Raw genomic sequence first — 26231 nt, 5'->3', positions numbered from 1 at the left:
TACTATACGCAAACGTAACAAACAGATTGATTAATAATTAGCGATCGCTGGTCACTGGTCACTGGTCACTGGTCACTGGTCACTGGTCACTGGTCACTGTTTATAGCTTGTAACAGCAGATCTAAGATTACCTTGGTTTTCTGATAAAAGCTTCAAACCTTCCTCTTTTTCCAAACCAGTCCAATGCATTAAAAGAGCTAACTTTACCCATTTACCACTTCGTTCCAACAAAAAACCAGCAGCATCTCTACTTAAACCTGTTAAATCTTGTAATATTCGCAAAGCACGATCGCGTAACTTTTGATTTGTCACTGCTACATCAACCATGCGATTGCCATAAACTTTGCCCAACTTGACCATAATCCCTGTAGACAGGATATTCAAAGCTAGTTTTGTCGCCGTCCCTGCTTTTAAACGAGTCGAACCTGCGAGTACTTCTGGTCCAGTCAAAAGGCGAATATCAACATCGGCATCACTGCTAACTTGCTCTGTAGGAACACAAGCGATAAATATAGTTTTAGCTCCCCGTTGATGGGCTGCACTTAATGCACCATGTACATAGGGTGTAGTTCCGCCAGCCGTAATACCAACTACAATATCGAGTTGCGTAATTTGACGTTGAGCGATCGCGGTTTCTCCATCTTGGGCGCTATCTTCTAGATCTTCAGAACTGCGGAGAAGTGCGCCTGCACCGCCAGCAATGATACCCTGTACCATGTCTGGAGAAGTACAAAATGTGGGAGGACATTCGGCGGCATCCAACACCCCCAATCTACCACTTGTTCCTGCGCCAATGTAAAACAAGCGTCCTCCATGACGCATTCTTTCTGCACAGAGTTCAATCGCTTGCGCCAACTGGTTTTTAGCTGCAGCTACCGCCGCGACTGCCTTTGCATCTTCGCGATTAAACAATTCTACCAATTCTAGAGTACCGAGCTGGTCTAAGTTAAGACTATCAGGATTGATTTGCTCAGTTAAAAGATGTCCGCGCTCTTGTAAATTGGTCATTTGTTGTTTGTCCTTTGTCATTTGTTGTTTGTTGTTTGTCCTTTGTCATTTGTTGTTTGTCATTTGTCATTTGTTGTTTGTCCTTTGTCATTTGTTGTTTGTGAAAGATGAATGACCAATGACCAATGACCAATGACCAATGACTAACTACAATAATCCTTCTAGTTTGCGACGAATACTATCTAATTCCGACTGAGACAATTCTGAATCATCCTTTGACTCTTGAGTGCGACTTAAAGTTCCCTCACTCGCGTCCTGTTTTGAGTCTGAATTCCAATCGGTTTCGTCAACATTGACTTCAGGAGGAACGATCAAACTATTGCCATCGCTTGGGATAAGTTCCCAATCATAGTTTGCGCTCGCACAAAATTCTTCTACTTCTTCTGAATCAATCGCCTCTACCGTCGGTGACAGAAAATCCTGAGCTTCCAACATGAGGGCAAAGCGCGTGGCATCGTCTTCTGACTCAAACATCAGAACCTTATTGCGATCGCCTACTTGAATTGTGTGTATTCCCTCATTTTCGGTTCTAGCGTTAAATAGTAGTACAAAAACACGCATTTTGGTAGTCTTTTAGTTTTGAATCTTAAACTCCATGATACTTAAATAGAAGCAAAATGAATGGCACTGTATGTTCCTCGCTCCTATTCCCTACTCCCTACTCCCTAATTATTAAGTACAATCGCTAGTTCCGTATTAGGTATCGTCGGTTATCCTTGAGTAGGCATAGCCATTCTGCTAGTAGATTGACATTTTTGACTGTAGCAGATAGATTCGGTAAGTCAAACGTGAAACGCCATGACGAACGCTTGTAATCCAGAACATCCCTCAAACTCCTCCCATAATCAAAATCCTATCAAAAAAGCTACTTGGTTTGTCCTTCTTAAAAGAGGTAGCATTGCCTTGGGTGGATTTCTACTGATTGGACTTGCAGGCGGCGCATGGCGACTATGGAATTTTATTCGTACAGAGTTAGTACCACTAGCGGAAACAAGCCTTACCACCACTCTTAACCGTCCCGTGGAACTGGGTAATGTCAAAGAATTTTCTCTCACAGGAGTCAAGTTTGGTGCTTCAGCATTACCAGCAACACCGACAGATCCAGACAAAGCCACAGTTGAAGCAGTCGAAGTCGGTTTCGATCCATTGGAGTTAGTATTTAACCGACACCTCAAGCTAGATGTTACCCTAGTTAACTCAGATATTTATATAGAACAGGACGAACAAGGAACCTGGGTAACTACTACTATTGCACCTCCTGGAAAAGAAGGTTCAATTAAAACCGATTTAGATAAATTACGGGTTCGTAATGCTCGGTTAGTCCTAGTACCTATGAAAAGTAGGGGAAGTGTATCCTCTGGCGTTTCAACATCACCACCTCTTCCACAAATCCCAACCCCAGAAACTAATTCCAACACCCCCACCTTCTCCTCATCCCAATCACGCCAGTCCGCTCAACGGGGGGAACCCCCGCACGCGGCTGGCTCCCCAATCGCCAATCGCCAATCCCCAGTAGAATTTTCCCAACTCAATGGAACTGCTCAGTTTTTAGAAAAGAACGAGCTGATAAGATATGATGTCAATGGGATTCCAAAGACTGGTGGTAACATATCCATTCAGGGAGAAACTCGCCCGAAGACGTTGGCATTTGAAACTAACTTGCATTTGAAAGGGGACTTGAACGCTACAGAAGTCACTCGTTTGGTTAAATTACCAATTTTTTTACTGGATGGTCGAGTTCAAGCAGATCTCAAGATTCCCAAGCTGTTACTCAAGCAACAATCCGAAAAACCGCAAAGCCCATGGATATATGGAACGGCTACCGTACAAGGGGTAACGCTTCAAGTTCCCAAGATGCCACAATCATTTATCAATTCTCAAGGTAACTTGCGATTTGATGGCAGCCGAATTCACTTAGATAATGTAGCAACTCATTATGGTAAAATTCCCCTCATTGCTAGTGGTTTTCTTGATACTGAAACAGGTTTTCAATTAGCAGCACGTGTCAATGCCGTTAACATTGCCCTAGCTAGAGAAACTCTTAACATCCAACTGCCCTTCCCAACTCTTGGGGAAGTGAAAGCTGACTTACAAGTTATTGGAACGACTGAGAAACCTATCCTTTTGGGTAAAGTTTCTACCATCAAACCCGCGAGAATTGATAAAGTAGATTTTGATAGCGTAGGCGCACAGTTTGAGTTTTCTCCTGTTGCCTCGGTGATGACTTTTAAAAATATTCAAGGAAAAGCTGCAGTTGGTGGGGATATTACGGGGAACGGTAAGATTCAACTGAATGCAAATCCTCAACTGACTCAACTTAACTTTAATTTTAAGGCAAACAATATTTCAGGAGATGCGATCGCATTTCTCTACGGTACAAAAACCCCCATTCAAATCGGTAAAGTTGCGGCTGTCGGTAAATTAACAGGGACTCCTCAAACAATTCAAACATCAGCGCAATGGCAAGCACCTCAAGCCACCTACCCTGCAACAGGAGAACTCACCGTCTCACCAAATAAAACTGTTTCATTCCGCAATGTCGCGCTTCGCGTTGCTGGTGGTACAGTACGGGCATATGGAACTTGGAACGAACGGCAATGGCAAACAGTCGCTGATACATCTCAAATTCAAATCCAACGCTTTGTCGATCCCACGCAAGTCCAAAATGTATCTCTCAACGATGCACGATTTAATGGTCGTCTTATTCTATCGGGAACCTCAGCCCCATTTCAAATTGCCTCAATTCGTCCTGAGAATGCTAGAGTTCAAATTGCAGGCGGTACAGTTGCAGTTTCTAACCTCCAATTTAACGAGCAAAACTTTTCCGCACAACTTGTTGCCAATGACATAAGATTGGGACGTTTGTTAAAAACTCAGATACCCCCAGCTTTAACTGGGCCGTTGGCAGGTAAAGTACAAGTATCGGGTAGCACAAATGATTTTAACCTCAAAACCTTCCGTGCCAGTGGGGAAGGACGTATAGGAATTGGTAGCGGTACAGTTACAGCTTCCAACATCCAAGTCGGAAATGGTGTGTATCAAATGCAGCTACAAGCCAATGATGTCGCGTTGCAGGAAGTCGCACAACTCCCCAAGGAATATCGGGGAAGGTTAACAGGTCAATTTAATGTTGCTGGTTCTGTGGAATCATCCCAACCGCAATCCATTCAAGCGATCGGGCAAGCACGGGTTAAGATAGCAGATGGCACGGTAGTTGCGAACAATATTCAACTAGCAAACGGTCGGTACAGAGCACAGCTCCAAGCAAATGACGTAGCGTTGCAGCGATTAGTACCGCAGTTACCCACTCAGTTTCAAGGCAGGATGACTGGTTTATTTAATGTGGCGGGTGCTATTGATTCGTTTAGCCCACAGGGTATCCAAGCTATCGGTCAGGCAAAGGTTAATTTTGGCAGAGGTTCAGTAACAGCTTCAAATATTCAAGTGGCTAATGGTCGCTACCAGGTGCAACTGCAAGCTCAGAATATACCTTTGCAACGAATGTTACATATCCCAACGCAATTTTACGGTAACATAACGGGTCAGTTTGATGTTGCTGGTTCTCTGGAGTCTACGCAATTCCAAGCAATTCGAGCGACAGGTCAAGCAAAACTGAATGTTACAGGTGGCGCAATTGCGGCTTCTAATATCCGTGTAGGTAATGGAAATTACCAAGCAATGGTAGATGCATCTGGTGTAGAATTAACTCGATTTTCACCGGATTTACGCGGTCAGTTTGGTGCAAAAATGCAAGTGGCAGGTAAGGTGGGGGCTTTTGACATATCATCTGTCCGTGCTGTAGGTGAAGTAAAGTTTTCTCGCGGAATTTCTGTTATCGAGCAACCACTGACAGCATCCGTTGGTTGGGATGGAAAACAAGTCATTGTTGAGAAAGCAACTTCTCCGGATTTAAATGCTAATGGTTATATTTTTGCTAAAACCAATCGCGCCGGACTACCGGAAATTACGGGTTTAAATCTTAATGTCCAAGCTCAAAATGTCAATCTACAAAAGTTACCTTTATCTCTTCCCAATCCCACAACGCTAGTTGGAAAAGCTGATTTTGGGGGAAGAATTACAGGTCAATTGCCAGTTCCAGATATTCAAGGACAATTAAGGTTGCGAGATTTGGCAGTCAATCAAATAGCTTTTGAACCCGTGTTAACTGGAAATGTTCAGTTGGTACAAGGACAAGGTTTTAATTTGAATGTAGCAGGAAAACGCGATCGCATTGCTTTAAATGCAGGTTCGACGGGTAAAGACACATCATGGAGAGTTTCTACCTTTGATGTGCGTTGGCAGGATGCTCTAGCATCGGGTCAATCGAGAGGGGACGTTTTGGCAATGAAGGTGGAAAACTTCCCGCTACAGATACTAAATATAGCACCACCCTCTAGTGCTCGTCTGGGGACGGGTGCGATCGCAGGACTGTTAACTGGAAGTGCTGAGTTCAATCAAAAGACATTTGCCACTTTAGGGAATATTAGCATAGAGAAACCTCAATTTGGAAGAATTTCAGGCGATCGCCTCAGTACGCAATTCCGTTACAGTGATGGAAAAGCGCGACAGTTGCTTCAACGGGGGGAACCCCCGCAACGCACTGTCTTAACTATTACAAACAGTGAATTTGCGAAAGGTGCAAGTCGTTATGCTCTAGCAGGGACTTTTGCCCAAACAGCTAAGGGGCCTCAAATACAAGGTAAGTTAGATGTTACCAACGGTGAAATTCAGGATGTTTTAGCTGTACTGCAGTTATACGAATTACAAGATGTCCAACGGGGTATGGCAGAACCAACCTATGGGAAAGCAGCCGATTTAGGCGCTATTCAACCAGTTGGGTTACCCGATAAGCCATTGATAACGCAATTGCAACGCTTGGCTGAAATTGATTATTTGCTATCCCAACAGCAACAAAAACGGCGCGATGCTTCTCCCATCCCAGACTTAGCGGATTTAAATGGAACTTTTAGCGGTGAAGTGAGCGTCGATACAGCAACTGCTAACGGGTTGTATGCAAACTTTAATTTAAACGGTCAAAACTTTGCTTGGGGAAGAGGAAACGAACCAGATCGTTACTATAAAGCCGAACAGCTTGTTGCTCAAGGTAAATTTGAAAATGGAGTTTTGACACTCCTACCTTTGCGGCTAGAATCTGAAAATAGGCTGATTGCTTTTACGGGTAATATTGGTGGAAAAGAACAGTCCGGTCAATTGCGAGTCGCAAATTTCCCCATACAGGTTTTAAATAATTTCGTGAAATTGCCAGTTGGTTTAACGGGTAATCTCAATGCGACAGCCGCTTTAGCAGGTAGTATCAATAATCCACTCGCTAAAGGGGAATTAGAAATCATTGAAGGAACTCTCAATCAACAAGGAGTTAGTTCGGCGAATGCTAGTTTTAGCTATAACAACGGTCGTTTAGATTTTGGTAGCATTGTGGGTGTTTCTGGTAATGAGCCAGTAAATATTACTGGTAGTATACCTTACAAATTACCTTTCGCAACCAAAGCACCGGATAGTAATATAATTAGCATGGATATGAAGGTAAAAAATGAAGGATTGGCGATTTTAAACTTATTAAGTAATCAAGTTGCATATGAAAGCGGTGAGGGAGAAATTGACCTCAAAGTACGGGGAACATTACAGAAGCCCACTTTAAATGGAATTGCAACGATTAGTAAGGGGATATTTTCATCACAATCTTTACCAGGGAAAATTACAGATGTTATTGGAAAGGTGAATTTTGATTTTGACCGCGTTATTGTGGAGAATCTTCAGGGTCAGTACAATAATAAAGGTGCGATCGAAGCTAAAGGACAAATTCCCATTTCCAGTGCAGAAAAACTGGAAAATCCCCTGACAGTGAGTATGCAACAATTAGCTGTCAATTTGAAAGGTTTGTATCAAGGGGGAGTAGACGGTAAGTTAGAGATTGCAGGATCTGCTCTTAGCCCGGTGATTGGCGGTCAAATGGCATTAGATAACGGTGAGGTGTTGCTAGCAGAAGCGGCTGAAGGTACAACAACTCCTGGGATGGGTAGTGGAATAAGTAGTGTTAGCGATACGCGGCTCAAACAAAACAAGCAAACAACTCCTGAAGTTGAAAGTACTGAAACTAGGTTGAATAATTTACAGATAACACTTGGTAACAATGTCAAAATTACCCGCCAACCAATTCTCAGTTTTCGGGCGACTGGTAGTCTTAACGTCAATGGCTTATTGAGTCAGCCCGTACCAGAAGGAACAATTACACTTAAAGATGGTAGCGTCAATTTATTTACAACTCGCTTTAATCTCGTGCGTGGTTACGCGCAGAAGGCAATCTTTAGAGTGAATCAGCCACGTGACCCCGATTTAGATATTCAGTTGTTTGCCAAAGTGCTGGATACGACTCAAGGTATGGATTTAAATAAAGCAACCACTACAGGGTTAGCATCTTTAGAGACAGTGCGTGTTGAAGCTAGGGTAGAAGGACCCGCAAGTCAACTGGATAAAAATCTTGAGTTGGTGAGTTCTCCCGCACGCAGTCAAACAGAAATTGTTGCTTTATTAGGTGGTGGATTTATCGATACTCAAGGGCGTAGCGGTGATAGTACATTAGGGCTGATTAATATAGCAGGTTCAGCTGTATTGAATAATTTACAGGGACCTCTGAATCAATTGGGAACTGCATTGGGGTTAAGCGAATTGCGCATATTCCCAACAATTCTTTCCGATAATCCAGAAGCAGGGCGTAATAGTTCTAGTTTGGAGTTAGCAGCAGAAGCAGGAGTTGATATTACCCGTAGGATTTCTGTTTCCGGGTTGAAGATTTTAACAACTGGCGACCCCGTGCAGTGGGGTGTTAACTACCGACTTAATGACTCGATTCGTCTCCGTGGTACAACTAATTTTTCTGATGATAATCGCGCTGTGGTTGAGTTTCAAAAGCGATTTTAAACTAACTATAACCAGTTATCTAATTGTAAGTTGGGTATGTTTTCAAAGTCCTTAATATTGTTGGTGACTAGAAGACTTTGACGGGAACGAGCAACAGCTGCAACTAATGCATCAAGTTCTCCCGTTGGTTTACCAATCTGTCTCAGTTCACTTTGAATCTTACCAAATTCCATAGCAGCATTTAAATCAAATGGCTCCACAGGTAATAACTCGGTTAGTTCTGTAAGACTTTCTAGGTTTTTTTCAAGCTATTGAGAGCAGTAAATCCCTTTATAAAGCTCTGAAATGACAATTGTAGAAAGATAGCATTGACTGAAAAAGCGATTGAATATAGAAACTACTTTTGGATTATCGTTAAGCAGTGCAATGCAAATATTAGTATCTAGTAAATACATCAGCTATTATCCTATAGGAATCATAAATGATTTGTGAAAAATTCTAAGTATTGTAGGGTGGGCATTGCCCACCGTTTGCTGTTAGCGGGTATTGCCCACAATTGACAAGTCAGATTTAGCAAGCGTAGGTTTAAGTAATGCCCACCGTTTGCTGTTGGTGGGCAATGCCCACCCTACTAGGTATATTTCAAAAATCACATACGATTGCTATAAGTATCCATTGAGTCAATGGTTCTTCCTCTATAAGCGTGGCGTTCTTTGTCAATTTCAGCAAAAATGTCTATTAACTCAGGCTGGTCTTTCCAAACTCCAAATAATTGATTTAGCCTTGCTAATCTCTCTTCCTCTGTCAGTTTTTTTGTAACTTTAGTATTTTCAGTAGGAGGTTCTAAATCAACAAAAATTTCTACTCCATCTGGAATACTCTCAACAGGTTCTAAAAGTTCAACAATTTGACCGCGTTTAATTCCTTTAATTTTCATGAATAAAATCCTTCTATTGAGAGTTGGTTAGTTGACGGATAAACTACAAGAATTTCTTAATTAAAACGTTTTGATGAACCTCACTTTTTTCTGTTATTTTAGTGAATTTAATGATATCATAAAATTATACATATTGATTAACAAGACCCTGACCAAGTAAAATTCTCTAAATTAAATAAAATTTTATACAATATTAATTAATTGATGGGAAATATTAAGTGACTTTATTTCGGGGGAGCGATAAAATTGGCTCTCCAACTTTTTCCGAGTTAAACTTAACTGACGAACAAATTTTTCAAGGCTAATCAATTGAATTTTACATAAAAAATATGGAACCGCAGATGCACAGCAAAGCACGCAGATAAATTTGTACTTTATTCAACCTGAGTTTGGTGTAAGAAAAAGTCTGAAAAACAAGCAATCGAGCACGCTATACACTGGAGTTTAGATATATGCCCCATTATGATTGTGCCTCATATAACTGGTCTTTAAGTAGGCGTCTGACTCAAAACTACTCACACGCTAGTATGCACCAATATCTGCCATGCACTCAAGAATGAATCTTTCATTAGTAAGAGGGAAGAAATAATCTCGCTAGCTAAATTAAGCATGAAGTTGCAGGCAACGCTCATTTTTACGATTCCTAGATAGCCGTGGAATCTAGCTAGATTTGTCATTGCTGTTCATACTTTTTTGGAGCTTAATTCTATGACTACTCCTCAAGCCTCAAATGGTCAACGTAAGATTCGTTATGCCGTTGTCGGACTCGGTTGGTTTGCTCAGTCAGCTGCCTTACCAGCTTTTGCTCATGCGGAAAATTCTGAACTAGTTGCGCTGGTTTCCGACGATCCAACGAAGTTAGAGGAAATTAGTCAGCAGTACAGTAGCGTGCAGCGCACCCTCTCCTATGATGAATATGATGATTGCTTGAGAAGTGGTCTCATTGATGCCGTTTATATTGCACTGCCAAACCATTTGCACTGTGACTACACAGTACGAGCAGCTAATGCCAAAGTGCATGTGCTGTGCGAAAAACCGATGGCAGTTACCGAAGATGAATGTCAACAGATGATTGAGGCGTGCGATCGCAATCAAGTCAAACTTATGATTGCCTACCGATTGCATTTAGAAGCAGCCAATATGCAAGCAGTGGAAATTTTGAAATCTGGGCAGATTGGTGAACCCCGCATTTTCAACTCGGTGTTTACTCAACAAGTAGAGGAAGGGAACATTCGCGTCGAGAAAGAAGTGGGTGGTGGTACTCTGGATGATATCGGTATCTACTGCATTAACGCTGTTCGTTATTTGTTTCAAGATGAACCGATTGAAGTCTTTGCTACTAGTGCCAGTAAAAATGAACCCCGCTTTCGTGAAGTGCCAGAAATGACTAGTGTGATTCTGCGCTTTCCCGACGATCGACTAGCAGCATTTACGTTGAGCTTTGGTGCTGCAAAAGTCTCTACATATCAAGTTGTGGGAACGAAAGGCGATTTGCGAGTCAATCCTGCTTATGCTGGAGACGGTGAAATTAAGCATTATTTGACGATTGATGGTAAAACTCAGGAGCGATCGTTTGCTGGACGAGATCAACTTGCTGCTGAGTTTGTTTACTTCTCTGATTGCATTTTGCAGAACAAACAACCAGAACCATCAGGTCAAGAAGGCTTGATTGATGTTCGGATTATTCAAGCGTTGTATAAGTCGATCCAGACTGGTGGCTTTGTGAAACTTCAACCTACTCAGCGCGATCGACACCCCGGCATGAATCAGTCAATTGAGCGTCCTCCCGTTGAAAAAGAGCCAGAACTAATTCACGCCGCCGATCCATCGGGCAAGTCTTGATAATAGTCACTGACACAGATGACGATCTTCCTGTGGGACATTAGGGTTAGTCTTTAGATAATCGCGTACCCATTCACACCCGCGCCTCAATGCCATATCTAGATCCAATAGCTCCAAGTCCCACAGTAGAACGTTGTTGTCATTACTACCCGAAGCTAACCATTTACCGTCGGGACTCCAAGCTATACTCCTAACCGCACTGCTATGCCCTAAGAGTCTCATAAGTTTCTTACCCTTAAGGTTCCAAAGATTGACAGGACCATTATCACTTGCCGAAGCCAGCAACTTGCCGTTGGGGCTAAAACTGACACTGTAAACCCAACCATCACCTCCATTACGAGTCCAAAGTTCCTTGGGATTCGACCGATTCCAAAGTTTGATAGTATTATCAGTACTCCCCGAAACCAGCATCTTTCCGTCGGGACTCCAAGCGACGCTTCTGACCTCATCATCGCCATGCTTTAGTGTTTCCACTTTGCCGTTCGATAAGTTCCACAGTTTGATGGTACCGTCCCGACCTCCCGAAGCCAACATCTTGCTGTCACGACTAAAACTAACGCTCCAAATTTCCTCTTTATGCCTTTTGAGTGTCCCGATTTGGTTACCGTCTTTACTCCAAAGTGTGATGGTAGCGCCACTTGTTGAAGCTAATCGCTTGCCATCGGGACTAAAGCTGACACTTTTAACATCTCGATCTTCTTTATGCTTCCAAAGTTCTTTGCCGTTGCTTGCTAAGTCCCAGAGTTTGACAGTGGTATCTTCACTCCCCGAAGCCAGCGTCTTACTGTCAGGACTCCAAGCAACGCTATAAACCTTACCAGTATGCCCCCCTTTAATCCCTAGCAATTCCTTGCCCTCAAGATTCCAGAGTTTGATATTCATGTCATCACTTCCCGATGCCAGCATTTTACCATTAGGGCTGAAGTTGACGCTTCTGACTACATCTTCATGACCCGTGAGTGTTTTAAGTTCTTTACCCTCAAGCATCCAGAGTTTAATCGTGCCATCAAGACTTCCCCAAGCCAGCATTTTGCTGTCGGGACTCCACGCAGTGCTTTCGACCCAGCTATTATTTTTAATCTTCCTGAGGATCTTGCCTTCAAAACTCCAAAGTACGACGGTTCTATCAATACTTGCCGAAGTAAACATTTTGCCGTCGGGACTCCAAACTACGCTTCTGACAGAATCGCTATGCTCCAGGAGCGTCTTGAGTTTCTTTCCATCTACTATTCTCCATAGTATGACGGTCTTATCATCACTCCCTGAAATCAGCAACTTGCCATCAGGGTTAAAGTTAATGCTTACAACTGACTTGCTATGCCCTTTAAGCGTTTTAAGTTCCTTACCATCTATCGTTCTCCAGAGTTTGATGGTGTCCCCTCCTCCCGCAGCTAGCATCTTGCCATCGGAACTCCAAGCAACGCTAAAAACGGCAGGGCTATGTTTGAGCGTCCTCAATTCTTTGCCCTCAAGACTCCAGAGTTTGATAGTGCCGTCCCTACTTCCCGAAGCTAGCATCTTGCTATCGGGACTCCAAGCAACGCTAAAAACGGCACGACCATGTTTGAGCGTCCTTAATTCTTTGCCATCTTTGCTCCAAAGTTTGATGGTACCGTCCCTACTTCCCGAAGCTAGAATCTTACCATCGGGACTCCAAGCAACGTTAAAAACAGCACGACCATGTTTGAGTGTCCTTAGTTCTTTGCCCTCAAGACTCCAGAGTTTGATAGTACCGTCCCAACTTCCTGAAGCTAGCATTTTGCCATCAGGGCTGAAGTTGATGCTGCCAACCTTTTTACTATGCCCTTCCAAGCGGTTACGCTCTCTCACCTGATAAACTGCCTGTTGTAGTGCAGTCAAAGCTTCAAATCTAGTATCAGTATCTATCCCAATTGCCGTTTTCAGTTTTTTTCCTGCCTTTATACCTACTATCAACGCATCCAACTTTTGGTCTGAGGCAAGGCGTTCTTTTGAAGATGCGGTCAGGGTTTGAATCTGAGCCACTTGGCTTTGATACCACTGAAAAAGAGCGAATCCCAGTACGACGGTAAACCCTGTCACCACCAAGCTAATTGTTCGGTATCGGTTTTGACGTTGATGTTGGAGGCTGCGTCGCACAAACTCAGCTTCTACCTGGTTGAACCAGTTGTCCGTTGAATCAAGTATCTGCTTCAAGAAGTCAAGGCGGGGGTTGTTATGCCAAAGAAAGTTTGCTTGTTGCTGTCTTTGCCAAAACTGCGACCACCAATCATGGGGATTGGAAGTCCAGCGAAACATTGGCGGTTGCTTACTGTTCCACTCCAAAGCAGCTGGTGTCAACCGCCGTTGTAATATTAAACTTTCCTGTTCCTGTTGTTTCCAAACCAGCAGCTTTTGCCATCCTTGTACTAAGGCATCATGGGCAGGTTCTACATAGGGTTTATCCTCAGTATCTTGACCTTTTACCAATAAGCGTGCCTCAGTAAATCGCCTAATCACCTCCTGCACCCGCTCATTCTTGGTGGGAGGATACTCCAGTTCGGACAAGAATACCTTTCTACGAGCTAACTCACCGCCATCTACTGTTACCATCCGCAACATCACATCCTTAATGGCGAGATGATAAGCTCCGTGGCGCTGTTTTAACTCCTCATATTCAGAATCAGCTCTTTGGGTAAGGCTGCACGTGACGCCACCCAATTCTTGATAATCTTCTTGAGTAATTGCGCGATCGCTCCTTGTTCCTTCCCTAACACTGTCAATATACTTAAGGTAAAGCTCGCTTAGGGTAAACGATAGCAAGGGCAGCGCTCCCGGCATCTGCATGACCTCATCAATTAACTGGTCTACTAGAGTAGGTGGTTCAAAATACATGACTCTAGCATTAGCAGGTTCCACAATAGCGTCTCGCAATTCCTCCCGCATCATTGCGGGTACGATAAACCTTGCTGATGTCCAATAGGGCTTCAAAGCACTATCGCTGAGTTGCGGTTCAAAGTCATTTCGTAGCGTCAGTATAAGACGTAAATGCTCTGGATGAGCCACGATTGCCTCTGCCAAACCACTCAGAAATTTTTCTTTTTCAGTGTCATTGTGGCTAATGGTAACTAATTCTTCACACTGATCGATGACTAGTAGTAGCTTTGAGTTGGGATTAAGTTGACTCCAATTCTCCAATCTTGCCAGTAAGGTTTTTATTCCAGATTCGGGAGCTTTTCCATCGACAACTGGCAAGTTTTCCTTAACCAGCATATTGTTCAAAGCTCTAAAGGGGGACTCTCCAAGGCGGATGGGAGCTAAAATGCGCCATCCTTGTTGCTTCTTCAACTGAGGAATTAATCCTGCTTTGACCAAGCTTGACTTACCCGAACCGGATGTGCCTAGTACTACAGTTAAGGTGTGTGTCGTGACAAATTCTTGCAGCTTTTGAGTCAAAGCATTTCTACCAAAGAATTTGTCGCTGTCCTCTTCTTCAAAGGATTCTAACCCTTTGTACGGATTAGTTTTTTTACTTAATTTAGGGGCTTCTTCTAATCGATCGCGTTGAAAACCGGGAATGGGAAAAATGTATTCCCCTTTGTCGTGCTTCTTCAGTTGACAAATTTGTGGGGTTTGTTTGGTTGCTATCTTATCATGTAAATATAAGTAGAGTTCAGTTGCCGTCATTACACCATCGTTGGTAAAATCCGCTTCTTCGTTGTTGAGTGCTAAAAAGAGAGCTTCTGCAAAGGGAGAGTGACTTTCGCCGCCCCTCTGCCCAAAACCATGAAGGGTATCTGCGGCTTTCTCGTCATGAGCGGCTGAGGTAATCACTTGCTGAGCACAACCGACAATGAAGCGATCGTAGCGTTCCCGGTAAATTTTTTGCGCTCGCACCGCATTTCGATGCAATCCTGCCCAGCGGAAGGTACCTGCAAAGCAGCAATCGAGGATAATTAACAAATGACGACAAGGCAGCTTGACTAGGGCATCGTGCAGTTGCTGCATGGGCAACCAAGTGCGATCGTCATGTCGCGCATCTTGGGGCACGAGAAAGCCTGCTGGGCCATCGGCATTGTCTAGTCCATCTTGGGCGAAGCCGTGTCCGGCAAAGTAGAACAAGAATTGGTCATCCGGTTCAACATGGATTTTACTGCCATCGGGCAAAGGAATTGTTTGCTCCTCAAAGGCTGCTAACAGACTGGTGAGTTTATCTTGAGTTGCTTCTCCATCTAATATTTGTAGGACTTTGTATTGATATTTTTCCTCTAAGATGAAAACTAGTTTTTTAGCATCATTGACAGCAGTTGTCAATTCTGGAATACCATTGACATAATGATTAATACCAATAACAACTGCTATACTGCGTTTAAACTCAGGCATATTTATTTGCCCATATTTCGTTTCATCTGCTCCAATTCATCTTGGGTTTCCCAACGGCGGAATTTTTCTTCTAGATCGTCATAGCCACTCGAATAACTACTTGTTGTGGAATTCCAACCTACAGTTTCCAATCTCTGTTGAGCTTGAGCGCGTGCTGTTTGTGCTTCCGTGGCTTTGGCTTGCACTTCCTGTCGCCTTTGTTGAATTTTTCTCAATAGTTCCTTTGCTTGGGTAATCCGTTCTTTTACCCCTTGCATTTGTCCCCAAAGCTGGTTTCCTTCACGTAGCAAAGCTGCTTCTCGCTGTTGGGCTGCAGCTACCAAATCTTGTCTGTTAGCAGTTTTTGCCTTTTCTACCCGAATGTGCCACTTTTGAATTTCTTGGGCAGTGGACAAAATATCGTCTTGCTTTCGCTTTTCCTGCAATTGTAAGTCTGCAATCAATTTTAACGTATCTTCCTCTTGCTCTCGTAATTGTTCGAGTAGCGCTTCTAATTCTAGGTGCGGATTGTTTCGCAAGAATTCTTCTAAACGGTTTTCTAGAAACCTACTGAGATCGTCAAATAAGCCCACTGCTTGAACTCCAGAGGTTAGTTACTTCTCTATTGTAGTAATTATTTGTTCGAGACGAACATACGATCGTCTTGAAAATAGGGCATTAAGCATTTAGCAGTCTAAGTGTAAAATCCACCGAGAGCGCGGTTACTGGCTATCCGTCAGGTATCACAGCTAAATATTATCATTACTTTCATTCACCGAGAGTAGGTTTCTGGAAATTGCTTGCCACACTCCTTGCAAATAAAACGCTGTTTGCCATGACGATGGCCGTTTTTAGATACAGCACTTGAATCACAATGAGGACATTTCATTACTTTCATTACCTTGTGTGCAGGGACTTCATTCTCTATTTCATCCCCTACATGAGGGCGGAGATATGCAGCTAACAATGCTTGGATTTGAGCAAAAATCTCCTGGCGATGGGGTTCATCACTGCGTAATGCTACAAGTGCTAAGGTGTTGCAGGCATGAACGCAAACTTCGGCTAGTAGCTGACACTGTTCTGGAATTAACGCCCGATTCCGTTGCTGTAGTAGATTTGCCATGAAGTCAATCGCTTCTTGAGTAAAGCTTTCATCGATATTTTGAAAGATGGCTGGAGACTTGAAGTATTGCATGAAGACAATCCGACAAGTTCGATCTTGAAGAAGTTCTTTGTAGATTTCAGTCATGGCTGAGATAAATCCTTCAAAAGGTTGTTGAATAATTTCTGGCTTGTTGAACTTTGCCCACGCCGCATAGACTCGTTCCCTATGACGTAATTCCAAGGCATGGAAAATGGTCATCTTATCTGGAAAAAATTGATAGAGAGAACCGATCGCTGTATCAGCACGAGTTGCGATCGCATGAGTTGTCGCTGTCTCAAAACCAACCTCATCAAAGACTTCAGCGGCTGCATCTAGGATACGTTCAACACGTTGTTGACTTCGCTTTTGCTTTGGTTGACGACGCATAGAAGGGGAAGTTGGTTGCAAGTCACTCATAAAAAATTCTCTTGACAAATATGAATAATCTGTCATGATTTATAAATAAGAACACAAATTATACCAATTTGAAACAAGAGTTCGACAGATAGTTGGGTAGAATTAAGCCCAAGTGAGGCTTTTTCAATCCACGCATCCAAAATGGGATGATTTGTCACAATTTTACAGAAAACAGAGGACTGATGCGAAGAACTCAGCCCTATTGTCAGCTGCATTTTGTTTAATGGAGAAAAATATGAACGCTATCTTACCAGGTGCTCCTTGGTTAATTGCTCACAAATCTATGTTGACTGCAAACAAACCTGTAAAAATTACGCTGAACGGTCACGATTATGTTCTGTGGCAGAATCAGAAAGGCGAAATCTTTGCTCTTGATAATATCTGTCCTCATATGCAAGCTCCTTTGTCAAATGGATGGATTTGCAAAGACAGAAATACGATTGCTTGTCCCTTCCACGCACTAGAATTTGATGGAGAAGGCAGATTGTACCGAGAAGGAAAAACAGATGGACAAGCGATCGCAAAACCTTTAAAACTGATTGTTATTGACGATTGTATCTGGACATATGGCGGGTTTGAACCGAAAATTCCAGTTCCCGATTTAATTTCCAAACTGAAAACAGGGCTTAATTTTGTGGGAGTTGCGGGAATAAAAAGTATCAAAGGCAGTTTTTTAGACAACCTTTTGATTAATTATGACTATAACCACCAACATGGAACCCATCGCGAGTTATTTAAAATCAAAGCCAATCATATTACTAGCTTTGAACATGATGGGTATTGGGCTAAGGTTATTCAAGAACTTTATAGAGATGACAACACACTTAACGAGATTTTAAGTAATCCGGCTTTACTCATATCACCTAAAATGTACAAAGGTACTTTAGAATACGCATTTCCCGCGCTTACAGCCTTTCAAACTCAGACCCCTGTTGTTGAACTGCTACAAACTCACGTCCTCTATCCTGAAACGGAAAATAGTACTAAAACTTTTGTTCTTGTTTATACAAACATGAATTTACCTATTTTGGATGTGTTCTTAAAAAATTCCATTCTCAAAGCTGTAGCTACAGTAGTTGAGCAAGATACAACAGCTATTGAGAATTTGTATTCTAGAGAAAAAGCTAAAATCAGACTTCCGAATGAAGAGATTATGTTCCATGCTGAAAAGCTTTACCAGAATTGGTAAATCGCAGCCACTATATATCTATGATAATAATGTGGTTTTTGGAATCAAAACCAATTTTTCCTCGTTTTTGTAATTTGCCCATCAATCGTGTAATTGTAACTCTAGTGGTACAGCAAGCACTAGCAAGCTCTTCATGAGTGAGGCGAACGCTCAAGCGGCTCCCTTGAGGAACTTTTTCCCCGATTTCTTGTTTGAGAAGCTGCAACAGAGCGTCAAGACGGTCTTCAACCCTTCGCCTACCAACAATAGCTAAAAAAGCTTCTGTTTGCCTTAGCCGACGATTGATTTTTGGTAATAAAGTGTGACTGAGATTTTGGAAAGATGCAATTTCTGCCAGATAAATTGATGATAACTCCGTATCTGACAAAGCTGTTGCTTGGTAAATGTGTAGCGAGGTGAGACTCGAACCAAAAACCATACCTTCTGCTGCTAAACCAATTAAAACTTCCTCTCCCGTTTCACAAAGGGTACTCAACTTGACCATCCCCTGAGACACATACCAAATTGCACCTGGGTTGAGAGGAACGGTTTCTCCTTTGCAATATTTATGCAAAAGACGATTCTCTACAAGGCTGCGGTCTTGGTTAACGGATGGTAACTCCACTGGCTTATGATGGCGATCGCCTAACATACCTTGCTGTTCGCTAATGTCACGTATAAGCCAGCGAACTTCTGTTATTTGACCTTGCGGAGCGCGTGTTACAGCTACTGTTATAGCGGTATCAAACATATCGCCATTGCTTTTTAAAAAGCAAAGGACTAACTCCATAGTCTTATTACCACATTCCCCAAGCTGTCTGAGAAAGCTACGAAAGCTTTGACGATCTTCTAAAGCAACATAGTTGGCAATTGGTTTTCCTACTAAATAACACTGAGACAAGTTCAGCATACGAGCAGCCGCACGGTTGGCTTCTTGAATGATGCCGAAATTATCTGTCACTAAATAAGCATCTGGAGCTGACTCAAATAATTCCCAATACCGTTGGCGTTCTGTTTCTGCTAAGTTACGTATTTGTACAAGTTCCTCATTTTGCTGGTATAGTTCCTCAGTTGCTATTTTGACGATCTCTGAGGCATGACCGAGTTCCATAAAAGTTTGAGGCAACTTATCTGGTGTCAAATTTATAGTATCGGTAGAACTGTTGTACAAAGTTAGCAATCTTTTATGCATTTCCTCTGTACGTTGAACAAATACGTCTATTTCTATCTTGTTTATATCCATTTTTGACTCCTTAATCTTCAGATTTTTATTTTTTACTCATTGGCATATTTAAAAAAAAATATCTTTTTTTTCAAGTCGCGGCGGAACCCGCGCTCTTCGGTTGGCTCCCCTACTTGTATTTCTCAAAACGAGGCTTGCTATATAAACATAAATAATGAAAAGAAGAATTTTAGATAGGGTTAATTTACTCAATATTTCTTTTATATATTTTACGTTCTAATTTCCCAAGTTGTCTTGACACTTTTTATAGATAGTCTCAATTTTATTAATTGTAGCGAGCGTCACAAACAAACTTTACATTTAATCTCTCCAGAGGTAGTAAACATTTATGTGAATTTTAAAGAAACTGAGAATTGGTAAACATTAATATGCTTATTTACCCCGCCGTCTTACCCTACGTGGCAGGGGTTTTTATATTTTCTGTAGATTGTGCGGTAGATAATTTACCATTGTGAAAATGGGTTTTTTACTAAATTACTATTAAAATATCTAGGATTACTTGAAACTTCCTCACCAACCCATGCCGGTAATTCAATCTGTTGTTTTTCATCATTCAGTTCAACTTCTGCTAATATCAACCCTTTATTAACACCCTCAAACTCGTCAATTTCCCAAATCAACCCTCCCCACTCCACTTTATATCTAATTTTTTCTATCAAAGGTTGCTGGCACAAAGTATCCAGCATTTCTTCAGCATCTTCAAGCGGAATTGAATACTCAAACTCTGCTCTTGAGTAGTTAACAGTAGGTCCTTTAATTGTTATGTAACCCCGATCTCCTACTATGCGAATGCGTACAGTGGCTCCTCTTTGCGTGGCAATATACCCTTGACGGTAGGCGCTTCCCTCTGCTAAGTTTCGCCAACTATCTCCTTTCACTAGAAATTTACGTTCTATTTCTCGTGCCATTTTAATTTCTTATTTAAACGATCGATGACCAATGACAAATAACCAAAGGCGTACCGGGACAGTTTCTGATATTACAGATTAGTCATCGGGCATTCTCAAAAACACGGTTCCCGGAATTCGTTAATCTTCAATTGAAGATTTTATTCTTTTAAAGAATAAAAAAGCATCTCCTCTGGGTGAAATTCCCAAGCCACTCCTTCAGGATCGTGACCTTGAGACCAAGAGCGAAAATTCTCCCGGTCTTTGTTACGCGAAATTGTTGTCTTTGTGACGCTCAATCTTTTAGCTAACTCATTGACAGTGCATGTTGGGCTAGCAGTAGATTGTTTGGGCGATTCTACAGAGGTGTCCTCAGATGTTTCAAGGGTTTCTAAAGCAGGTTCATCTTTGGTTTTCTTCTGAGATTGAGCTTTAGGTGTGTCCTCAGATGTCGCACTGGTTTTAGAAACCGACCCGCTTTTGGTTGTCTTCTGAGATCGAACTTTAGAAGTGTCCTTAGATGTCGTGCTAGTTTTGGAAACAGCTCCGTTTTGAGTTTTCTGTTGAGATTGAGCTTTAGGCGTATCTTTAGATGTCGTGCTGGTTTTAGAAACAGCCCCGCTTTTGGTTTTCTTCTGAGATTGAACTTTAGGCGTATCCTCAGATGTCGTGCTAGTTTTGGAAACAGCCCCGCTTTTGGTTTTCTTCTGAGATTGGGCTTTAGGCGTATCCTCAGATGTCGTGCTAGTTTTGGAGACAGACCCGCTTTTAGTTTTCTTCTGAGATTGAGCTTCAGGTGTGTCTTCAGATGCTTTGCTTGGTTCTGGAGCAGATTCTGGCGCACTTTCTACGGTTGCGGGTGGAATATCTGATGCTGGAACGCTGAGAGGAACATTTATTTGTTCTTGGATTCCTGCAAAAGAATTTTCTAAGGCAGATATTCTTTGCGTGAACTCATCTAATAAAGATAATCTTTTCTCAATACCTGCTATTCGCGGTTCCCAATCGTTGTCACTGGTAGAGGAACTCGAAGGTTTTCCAAAGAATTCACTAACAATTTGTTTGATAGCTTCACTGGTTTTTGTTTGCTTTTCATCACAAAATTGTTTCAACCGCTCAGCTAGTTCAGGCGGTAAATACGTAACAATGCGAGAGTTTTCAGTTGCCATTTTTTCGATCTTATTTTGTCTCCTCACATCAGTGTGCCGCAAAAGTGCTACAAGTGTGCTGTTACGTTTTTTTAATTTGTCGCTTAAGTAAGGCTTTCATGTTAGCACGCAAGAACAGATTTTAAATCTAAAGTTCTTTCTCCTAAGAGATAAATTACGTCTACTTTGAAACCCAGAGTTTTTACCCATATTTATACTTAAAATGGCTTTGGAGCTTGACTTGTCAATAATCGCCAAACCCTGAGCGCATAACTACAAAATAGTTTATTTGTACTACTTAACAATTAATAATCAGGTTTTCAGCCTCTCAGAGACGAAAATTTGAAAGCAGAAAAATAAGTTTGCTATCAATTTTGCTCTCAGAATGGACAAAAAAGTGTACGGTCACCAGAAAAAAAGAGTGTGGAAACTAGTATGTCATTGATACACCTTAACAGGGATAGCCAATACTACTCGAATTTTATCCGTAAGTTATACTGTGCATAATTGTTACTAATGTTTTATCAGGCTTTGTTGAATTTCTTTCCTCAAATGCCACTTGTTTTAAGCTTAGAAGCCACGAAGGAGAAAAACATGAAGTAGTAAATAATTTTGTTGTAAACAGATTCAATACCCGATAATTTACTGAATGAGAACGATTTAATAGAGCGAAGTTTCGCTAAAATAATTATCATCTGTAGTTAAAGATAAAGTCATGAGTATTACTCCTAAAGGAACTGGCATCCCAGAGTTATATCGTCTATATCGAACAGGCAAATTAATTGTAAACCGTCAGTATCAGCGTAAGCTAGTTTGGACAAAAGAAGAAAAAGCCTCTCTTGTTGAAAGTGTATTACTTGACTACCCGATTCCTCTCATCTTACTAGGAGAAATTAAGCCGACTGATGGAGATAGTGCTTTTGAAATAATTGATGGTATGCAAAGATTGAATGCTCTTTTTGGGTTTATAGAAAACCAGTTTGCAGTTAACGGAGCTTTTTTTGATGTAAGACAACATCCTTATGCAAATGAGTTATTGCTGAAAGGTGTATTTAAATCAGTGAATTTAGAACAATATCAACTTCTTGAACCAGAACAATGTGTAAAATTTTTAGAATATCAGCTTGCTGTTACCATTTATCAACCTAAGCATCCTAATGAAATAGAAAACATTTTTAATCGAATCAATTCTAGTGGAAAGCATTTGTCACCTCAAGAGGTAAGACAAGCAGGTGTTACAAGTCGATTTTCAAATTTGGTAAGATCTCTTGCATCTGAAATTCGCGGTGATGTCTCACGAGAAGTATTACCTTTGACTGATATGCCCGCAATAAGTATTGATGCTAAGTCAATCGATCTTGGCTACGGAGTGCGAGCAGAGGATACGATTTGGTGCAAGCAGGCAATTATGCGGATATCGGATCTCCGTGACAGTGATGACGAGCAATTCTTAGCGGATGTAATACTATCTATTGCCTTAGGTTCTCCTTTCGCTGCAAGTAAATCAAAGTTTGATAACTATTATGGCAAAGGCGATGTTGATAAATCAGACGAAATTGATGTTGCCCTTGCTAGATATGGAGAAAATAATTTAGGAGAAGATATTAAGAGGGTTTTATCGTGGATTCAGACAGCTATCACAACAGTAGCAGGAACAGACCAAAAAAACTTTCTTAGCAAGACACTGAACCCAAAAGCAAAAGGCAATACAGTGAAAGAGCCTTTTTACTCACTTTTTATGGCTTTTTATGATTTAATCATCAAAAACTCAAAAGAACCATTTGAATTTTATGAAATTTTTCATGCACTTGATGATTTAGCATCTAAAATAAAAATGAGTTCAACTATTACAGAACGCAATCGAGTTAATAATATTGGTCTAACTAAAGGATTAATTGAAAATTACTTCAAATCTTCCACAAATACAACTCGTAGTAGTGGATCGTATGCATTAGATTTTGTTAACTACCTAAGAAGGTCAAGAGTTGAATCTCCAAACTATGATTTTAAGCAAGGACTTTATACTCTTAATAGTAGCAATCGACGATTTGACGAAGAAGCTTTTGAAAAAATTCTCCAGAATCTTGCAGCAATGGCAAATTTAGGTAAAGGCAAGAAGGGATATATTTTTATTGGTGTATCTGATAACGAGAAACATACCGAACGTATTGAGAACCTAGATGGTATTATTGCTCCTCGTGTCGATCCATTTGGTATTGTTGGATTGGAGCGAGAAGCACAACTCAGAAGTACTACATTGGATGATTATATACTCTTAATTTCTCGAAAAATTCGCGAGTCATATCTACCTGAAGTGTTGAAGACTAGGGTTAACACAAGCTTAACTCCTATAACTTATGAAAGACATACAGTACTTATGTTGGAAGCTAGTGCCGGTACTGAACCAGTTTGGTATAAAGACAAACTTTATATACGTGACGGACACGAAAAAAAGCCGCAAGAAGTTTCAGGCGATCGGATTGCAGCTGTGTACAGTCTTTTCAAGTGATACCCTTAAATAATGGGAAACACATAATTTAATAAAATAATGATGTATGAGTTGAGCAGGTTGGTACTGCTCACTCTAAAATTATGAGAGCTCGTTAATAAATGGTGCTACAGCTTTAACAAATTCAGGAGTAGATTCATAAGGAAGAACATTGCGACCGGGAATCTTCCCTCCCCGACCCTTGGGCAAACGAGCAAGGTAATCAGCTAACCATTCATCTGGTGTTAATCCTTTACCTTCTTTGGCAATGCTTGAGATATCCTCGCCTAAAACAACTAGTGTTGGTTGTTGAATAGAAGATATGGCGCTACTGTAGTCTTGACGCCAAAAGCCAGCTAAAAATGCAAAAACAGCATGGCGACTCTCAGGATTTTTTGCACCTTGTTGTAAGGTGTTTATCCATTCAGCATCCACTGCTTCGCTAGATTTAAACAGTTGACGAGTTGAGAAGGAACTTAAAAACTTTTCCCGTCGTGCGTAGCGGTAGAAAGCATTGCCTAAAGGTGAATCTAGAAGGTTCCAAATAGTTTTCTGCTGCCACTGGGGTGTGTTTTTTGTCAGCAAAGGCATAGCGGGAGGACTTGCTAGCACTAATCCGGTAATAAAATTGGGTTGTTTTTGGGCTAATTCTATGGCAACTGGAAATAAAGCACCTTGGACTACAACAATGACAGGTTTTTGTACGACTGTTTGCAAGAAGTGTTGCAATTGATCTGCCCAATCATTAGGAGTGTAAGCGGCGCGAGGCATATCGCTTTCGCCGCATCCTAACAAGTCGGGGTTGTAAATGGGATTGCGGTGTCCTTGTTTGTACCATTCACTTTGAAACCGCCGCCAAAATTGTCGCGATAACCCAACACCAATGGGGTGAATGAGTAACAGGGGAGTACCTTCAGGTATTGAAAAGCTTGGATTGAGGGTTTCGTAGCAAGCACGGTAGTTTTTCCAATTGTAAAACTGGATGGAGGATGTTGCTTTATCTTGAGTCATCATATGAAAATCATATCGGGGTGAATGAGCTTGTATCCTGCTTCCTTTATTTTCTTATTAGAGACTCTGGCATTGTAGGGACGCTTGCTCTGTTGGGAAGAATCCCATGTGACTTTTGGTAGATTATGTGCCTCGTACAGGCGATCGTATAATTCCCGACTTATAATATGTGCATCATCAACTAAGTTATAAATACCTTGTAGTTGATGCTCGCGAGCAAATTCTATTGCATCAACAATATCATCTAAGTGAATCCAGTTGGTTGCATCCTCACCATTACCAGGTCGGGTTGTACCAGCAAATCGATCCAATAGTTCGATTAACTCTCGACCTGGACCATAAATTCCTCCCAACCGTAAAATACAAACGCGGAGATTTTCATGAGAGGCGGATAGTAAAACTTGTTCGGTATCTCTCAGAATTTGCCCGTTTTTGTTGGCGGGTTCAACGGATGACTCTTCATCTACCCATTCTCCATTTTTGTCGCCATATACAGAATAGCTTCCCGTATATATGAGTTGCCGTACAGTTGGCGTCTGTTGTAAGACATCGATTAAAGTTTGAGCCGTGTGCAAGTAAGCTTCTTCATAGTTATCAGCACCTTTAGCACCCACACTCAAAAGTATGACATCTTTATCTTGTAAGACTGATTTTAAACCAGAGCGATCGCTCCCTTTAACAACTACAACTTGTTGAGCGACTGCTTGCAATAAGGGGACACGTTCGGGGGTAGTTGTGGTAGCAGTCATTGTGAAGGGCATTTTCTGCCAGTGTTGAGCCACTGCATAACCTACGTATCCACAACCAATAATCGCAATGTTCATTTTTATTCTAAATATTAAGAAGTACCTACTTTGCTATGGACGTATGACCGTAGCTAGGTAAATAAAAGTATACATAAGTAACTGGACTAAAATAAATACATTTATAAATTAACTACCCCACATTTATATGTGGGGTAGAGTATTAAAGGACGAACGATTAGTCGCGATCGCTTGCAGTTCTTTTAGCGGTATCTGGGTATACAGAGCCCAAATCTTTCACTGCTTCTGCTGATTCTTTGACGATTCTTTGAGCTCGTTTGCCAGGAGCATCTTCTGTTTGACGAGCTTCTTTGTTCCACTCTCCCGTTGTTTTTGGTCTGTCGGAAGTGTCTTGTTGTACTGCTTGTTGTACTTTCTTGGTTACAGCTTGAGCGCCACGCTCGGTATTTACGCCTGTTGTCAACACCAAAAATCCTACTAGGACAACAGTCATGAAACGCTTAACTTGAAACTCTTTGAAGAAACTGCTGATGTAAGCGATCGCATTAGAAATCAGATTTGTCATAACAAGACTCCGTTGTTTCATTCTCAATACTTTTTGCGGTTGCGGGACATTGCAAAGCCACTATAAATATAGGGATTCACCGTTCAAAATCAGCAAAATCCCTTCTGAATGAGCATTCCCGTATACAAAACTTACATTAACGGCAAAAAAGTAATTATTCCTCTAGCAGAAGTCATAACTCGATCTAGACCTTAAGAATATTTGAGCGAAGAATGTTCCCGTGTACTGGTATAAAAATGCTGTAACTCTTTCCTTGACACCGCCTCTAAACTAAGAGGATGTTTGAAAAGTCCTTTCATCAGTAGCAAAACATTCAAGCTCCCCCATTATCCACGCCCTTACGGGTATGTGCAAGGCACACGCTTCGCGAACGCGAACGCCACTCCTCTACGAAAGGAAACCTTTCTACA

16 protein-coding genes and 1 pseudogene are annotated in these 26231 nt (G+C 41.6%); 4 read left to right on the top strand and 13 right to left on the bottom strand.

Going from position 1 to position 26231, the window contains the following annotated elements; all coding sequences use genetic code 11:
- Positions 1-93 precede the first annotated feature (93 nt).
- Positions 94-1008, bottom strand: coding sequence for an N-acetylmuramic acid 6-phosphate etherase (gene murQ, locus ACKTT2_RS23370; protein ID WP_407890951.1), 915 nt, complete (start codon positions 1006-1008; stop codon positions 94-96).
- Between the two features lie 147 nt (positions 1009-1155).
- The gene (locus ACKTT2_RS23365; RefSeq protein WP_407890949.1) at positions 1156-1569 is read right to left on the bottom strand and encodes a DUF3110 domain-containing protein; all 414 of its coding nucleotides are present in this window, start codon (positions 1567-1569) and stop codon (positions 1156-1158) included.
- A gap of 237 nt (positions 1570-1806) precedes the next feature.
- Between ACKTT2_RS23365 and ACKTT2_RS23360 the strand changes: the two genes are divergently transcribed.
- Positions 1807-7947, top strand: a complete 6141-nt coding sequence (locus ACKTT2_RS23360) for a translocation/assembly module TamB domain-containing protein (RefSeq protein ID WP_407890947.1) — start codon at positions 1807-1809, stop codon at positions 7945-7947.
- A 5-nt stretch (positions 7948-7952) separates the two neighbouring features.
- On the opposite strand, the pseudogene ACKTT2_RS23355 reads toward ACKTT2_RS23360, so the two are convergent.
- A pseudogene (locus ACKTT2_RS23355) lies at positions 7953-8342 on the bottom strand (type II toxin-antitoxin system VapC family toxin).
- A gap of 194 nt (positions 8343-8536) precedes the next feature.
- A complete protein-coding gene (locus ACKTT2_RS23350; protein WP_407890945.1) occupies positions 8537-8824 on the bottom strand; it encodes a hypothetical protein in 288 nt (95 codons plus the stop codon).
- Positions 8825-9532: 708 nt separating this feature from the next.
- Between ACKTT2_RS23350 and ACKTT2_RS23345 the strand changes: the two genes are divergently transcribed.
- Complete coding sequence (locus tag ACKTT2_RS23345; protein WP_407890943.1) at positions 9533-10666, top strand: Gfo/Idh/MocA family oxidoreductase; 1134 nt, start codon at positions 9533-9535, stop codon at positions 10664-10666.
- Between the two features lie 6 nt (positions 10667-10672).
- On the opposite strand, the gene ACKTT2_RS23340 is transcribed toward ACKTT2_RS23345, so the two are convergent.
- The 3 genes from ACKTT2_RS23340 to ACKTT2_RS23330 all read right to left on the bottom strand — a co-directional run bounded on the left by ACKTT2_RS23340 (position 10673) and on the right by ACKTT2_RS23330 (position 16547).
- Positions 10673-15007, bottom strand: coding sequence for an nSTAND1 domain-containing NTPase (locus ACKTT2_RS23340; protein ID WP_407890941.1), 4335 nt, complete (start codon positions 15005-15007; stop codon positions 10673-10675).
- Between the two features lie 2 nt (positions 15008-15009).
- A complete protein-coding gene (locus ACKTT2_RS23335) occupies positions 15010-15579 on the bottom strand; it encodes a TIGR04376 family protein (RefSeq protein WP_407890939.1) in 570 nt (189 codons plus the stop codon).
- 179 nt (positions 15580-15758) lie between these two features.
- The gene (locus ACKTT2_RS23330) at positions 15759-16547 is read right to left on the bottom strand and encodes a TetR/AcrR family transcriptional regulator (protein WP_407890937.1); all 789 of its coding nucleotides are present in this window, start codon (positions 16545-16547) and stop codon (positions 15759-15761) included.
- A 235-nt stretch (positions 16548-16782) separates the two neighbouring features.
- Between ACKTT2_RS23330 and ACKTT2_RS23325 the strand changes: the two genes are divergently transcribed.
- On the top strand, positions 16783-17736 hold the full coding sequence (locus tag ACKTT2_RS23325) for a Rieske 2Fe-2S domain-containing protein (protein ID WP_407890935.1): 954 nt from the start codon (positions 16783-16785) through the stop codon (positions 17734-17736).
- Positions 17737-17746: 10 nt separating this feature from the next.
- Here the strand turns inward: ACKTT2_RS23325 and ACKTT2_RS23320 are convergent, their stop codons facing one another.
- The 3 genes from ACKTT2_RS23320 to ACKTT2_RS23310 form a co-directional block, all read right to left on the bottom strand.
- Positions 17747-18958 (bottom strand): PAS domain S-box protein, encoded by a 1212-nt coding sequence (locus ACKTT2_RS23320; RefSeq protein ID WP_407890933.1) that lies wholly within the window; start codon positions 18956-18958, stop codon positions 17747-17749.
- A 443-nt stretch (positions 18959-19401) separates the two neighbouring features.
- Positions 19402-19866 carry a CYTH domain-containing protein gene (locus ACKTT2_RS23315; protein ID WP_407890931.1) on the bottom strand — a complete coding sequence of 155 codons (465 nt, stop codon included), beginning with the start codon at positions 19864-19866 and terminating at the stop codon, positions 19402-19404.
- 140 nt (positions 19867-20006) lie between these two features.
- The gene (locus ACKTT2_RS23310) at positions 20007-21014 is read right to left on the bottom strand and encodes a hypothetical protein (protein WP_407890929.1); all 1008 of its coding nucleotides are present in this window, start codon (positions 21012-21014) and stop codon (positions 20007-20009) included.
- 694 nt (positions 21015-21708) lie between these two features.
- Between ACKTT2_RS23310 and ACKTT2_RS23305 the strand changes: the two genes are divergently transcribed.
- Positions 21709-23502: a GmrSD restriction endonuclease domain-containing protein gene (locus tag ACKTT2_RS23305; RefSeq protein ID WP_407890927.1), complete on the top strand. Its 1794-nt coding sequence runs from the start codon at positions 21709-21711 to the stop codon at positions 23500-23502.
- An 81-nt stretch (positions 23503-23583) separates the two neighbouring features.
- On the opposite strand, the gene ACKTT2_RS23300 is transcribed toward ACKTT2_RS23305, so the two are convergent.
- From ACKTT2_RS23300 to ACKTT2_RS23290, 3 genes are all read right to left on the bottom strand, one after another.
- Positions 23584-24495 (bottom strand): alpha/beta fold hydrolase, encoded by a 912-nt coding sequence (locus tag ACKTT2_RS23300; protein WP_407890925.1) that lies wholly within the window; start codon positions 24493-24495, stop codon positions 23584-23586.
- Positions 24492-25316, bottom strand: a complete 825-nt coding sequence (locus ACKTT2_RS23295; RefSeq protein WP_407890923.1) for an SDR family oxidoreductase — start codon at positions 25314-25316, stop codon at positions 24492-24494. The genes ACKTT2_RS23300 and ACKTT2_RS23295 overlap by 4 nt, the downstream gene beginning before the upstream one ends.
- A gap of 157 nt (positions 25317-25473) precedes the next feature.
- Entirely contained in the window at positions 25474-25821 is a 348-nt protein-coding gene (locus ACKTT2_RS23290) for a hypothetical protein (protein ID WP_407890921.1), read from the bottom strand.
- Positions 25822-26231: the final 410 nt, after the last annotated feature.

It is taken from the genome of Scytonema hankhaensis NUACC26, from assembly GCF_045865695.1.
Lineage (GTDB): Bacteria > Cyanobacteriota > Cyanobacteriia > Cyanobacteriales > Nostocaceae > Scytonema.
This window is presented reverse-complemented; position numbering and strand designations above follow the sequence as displayed.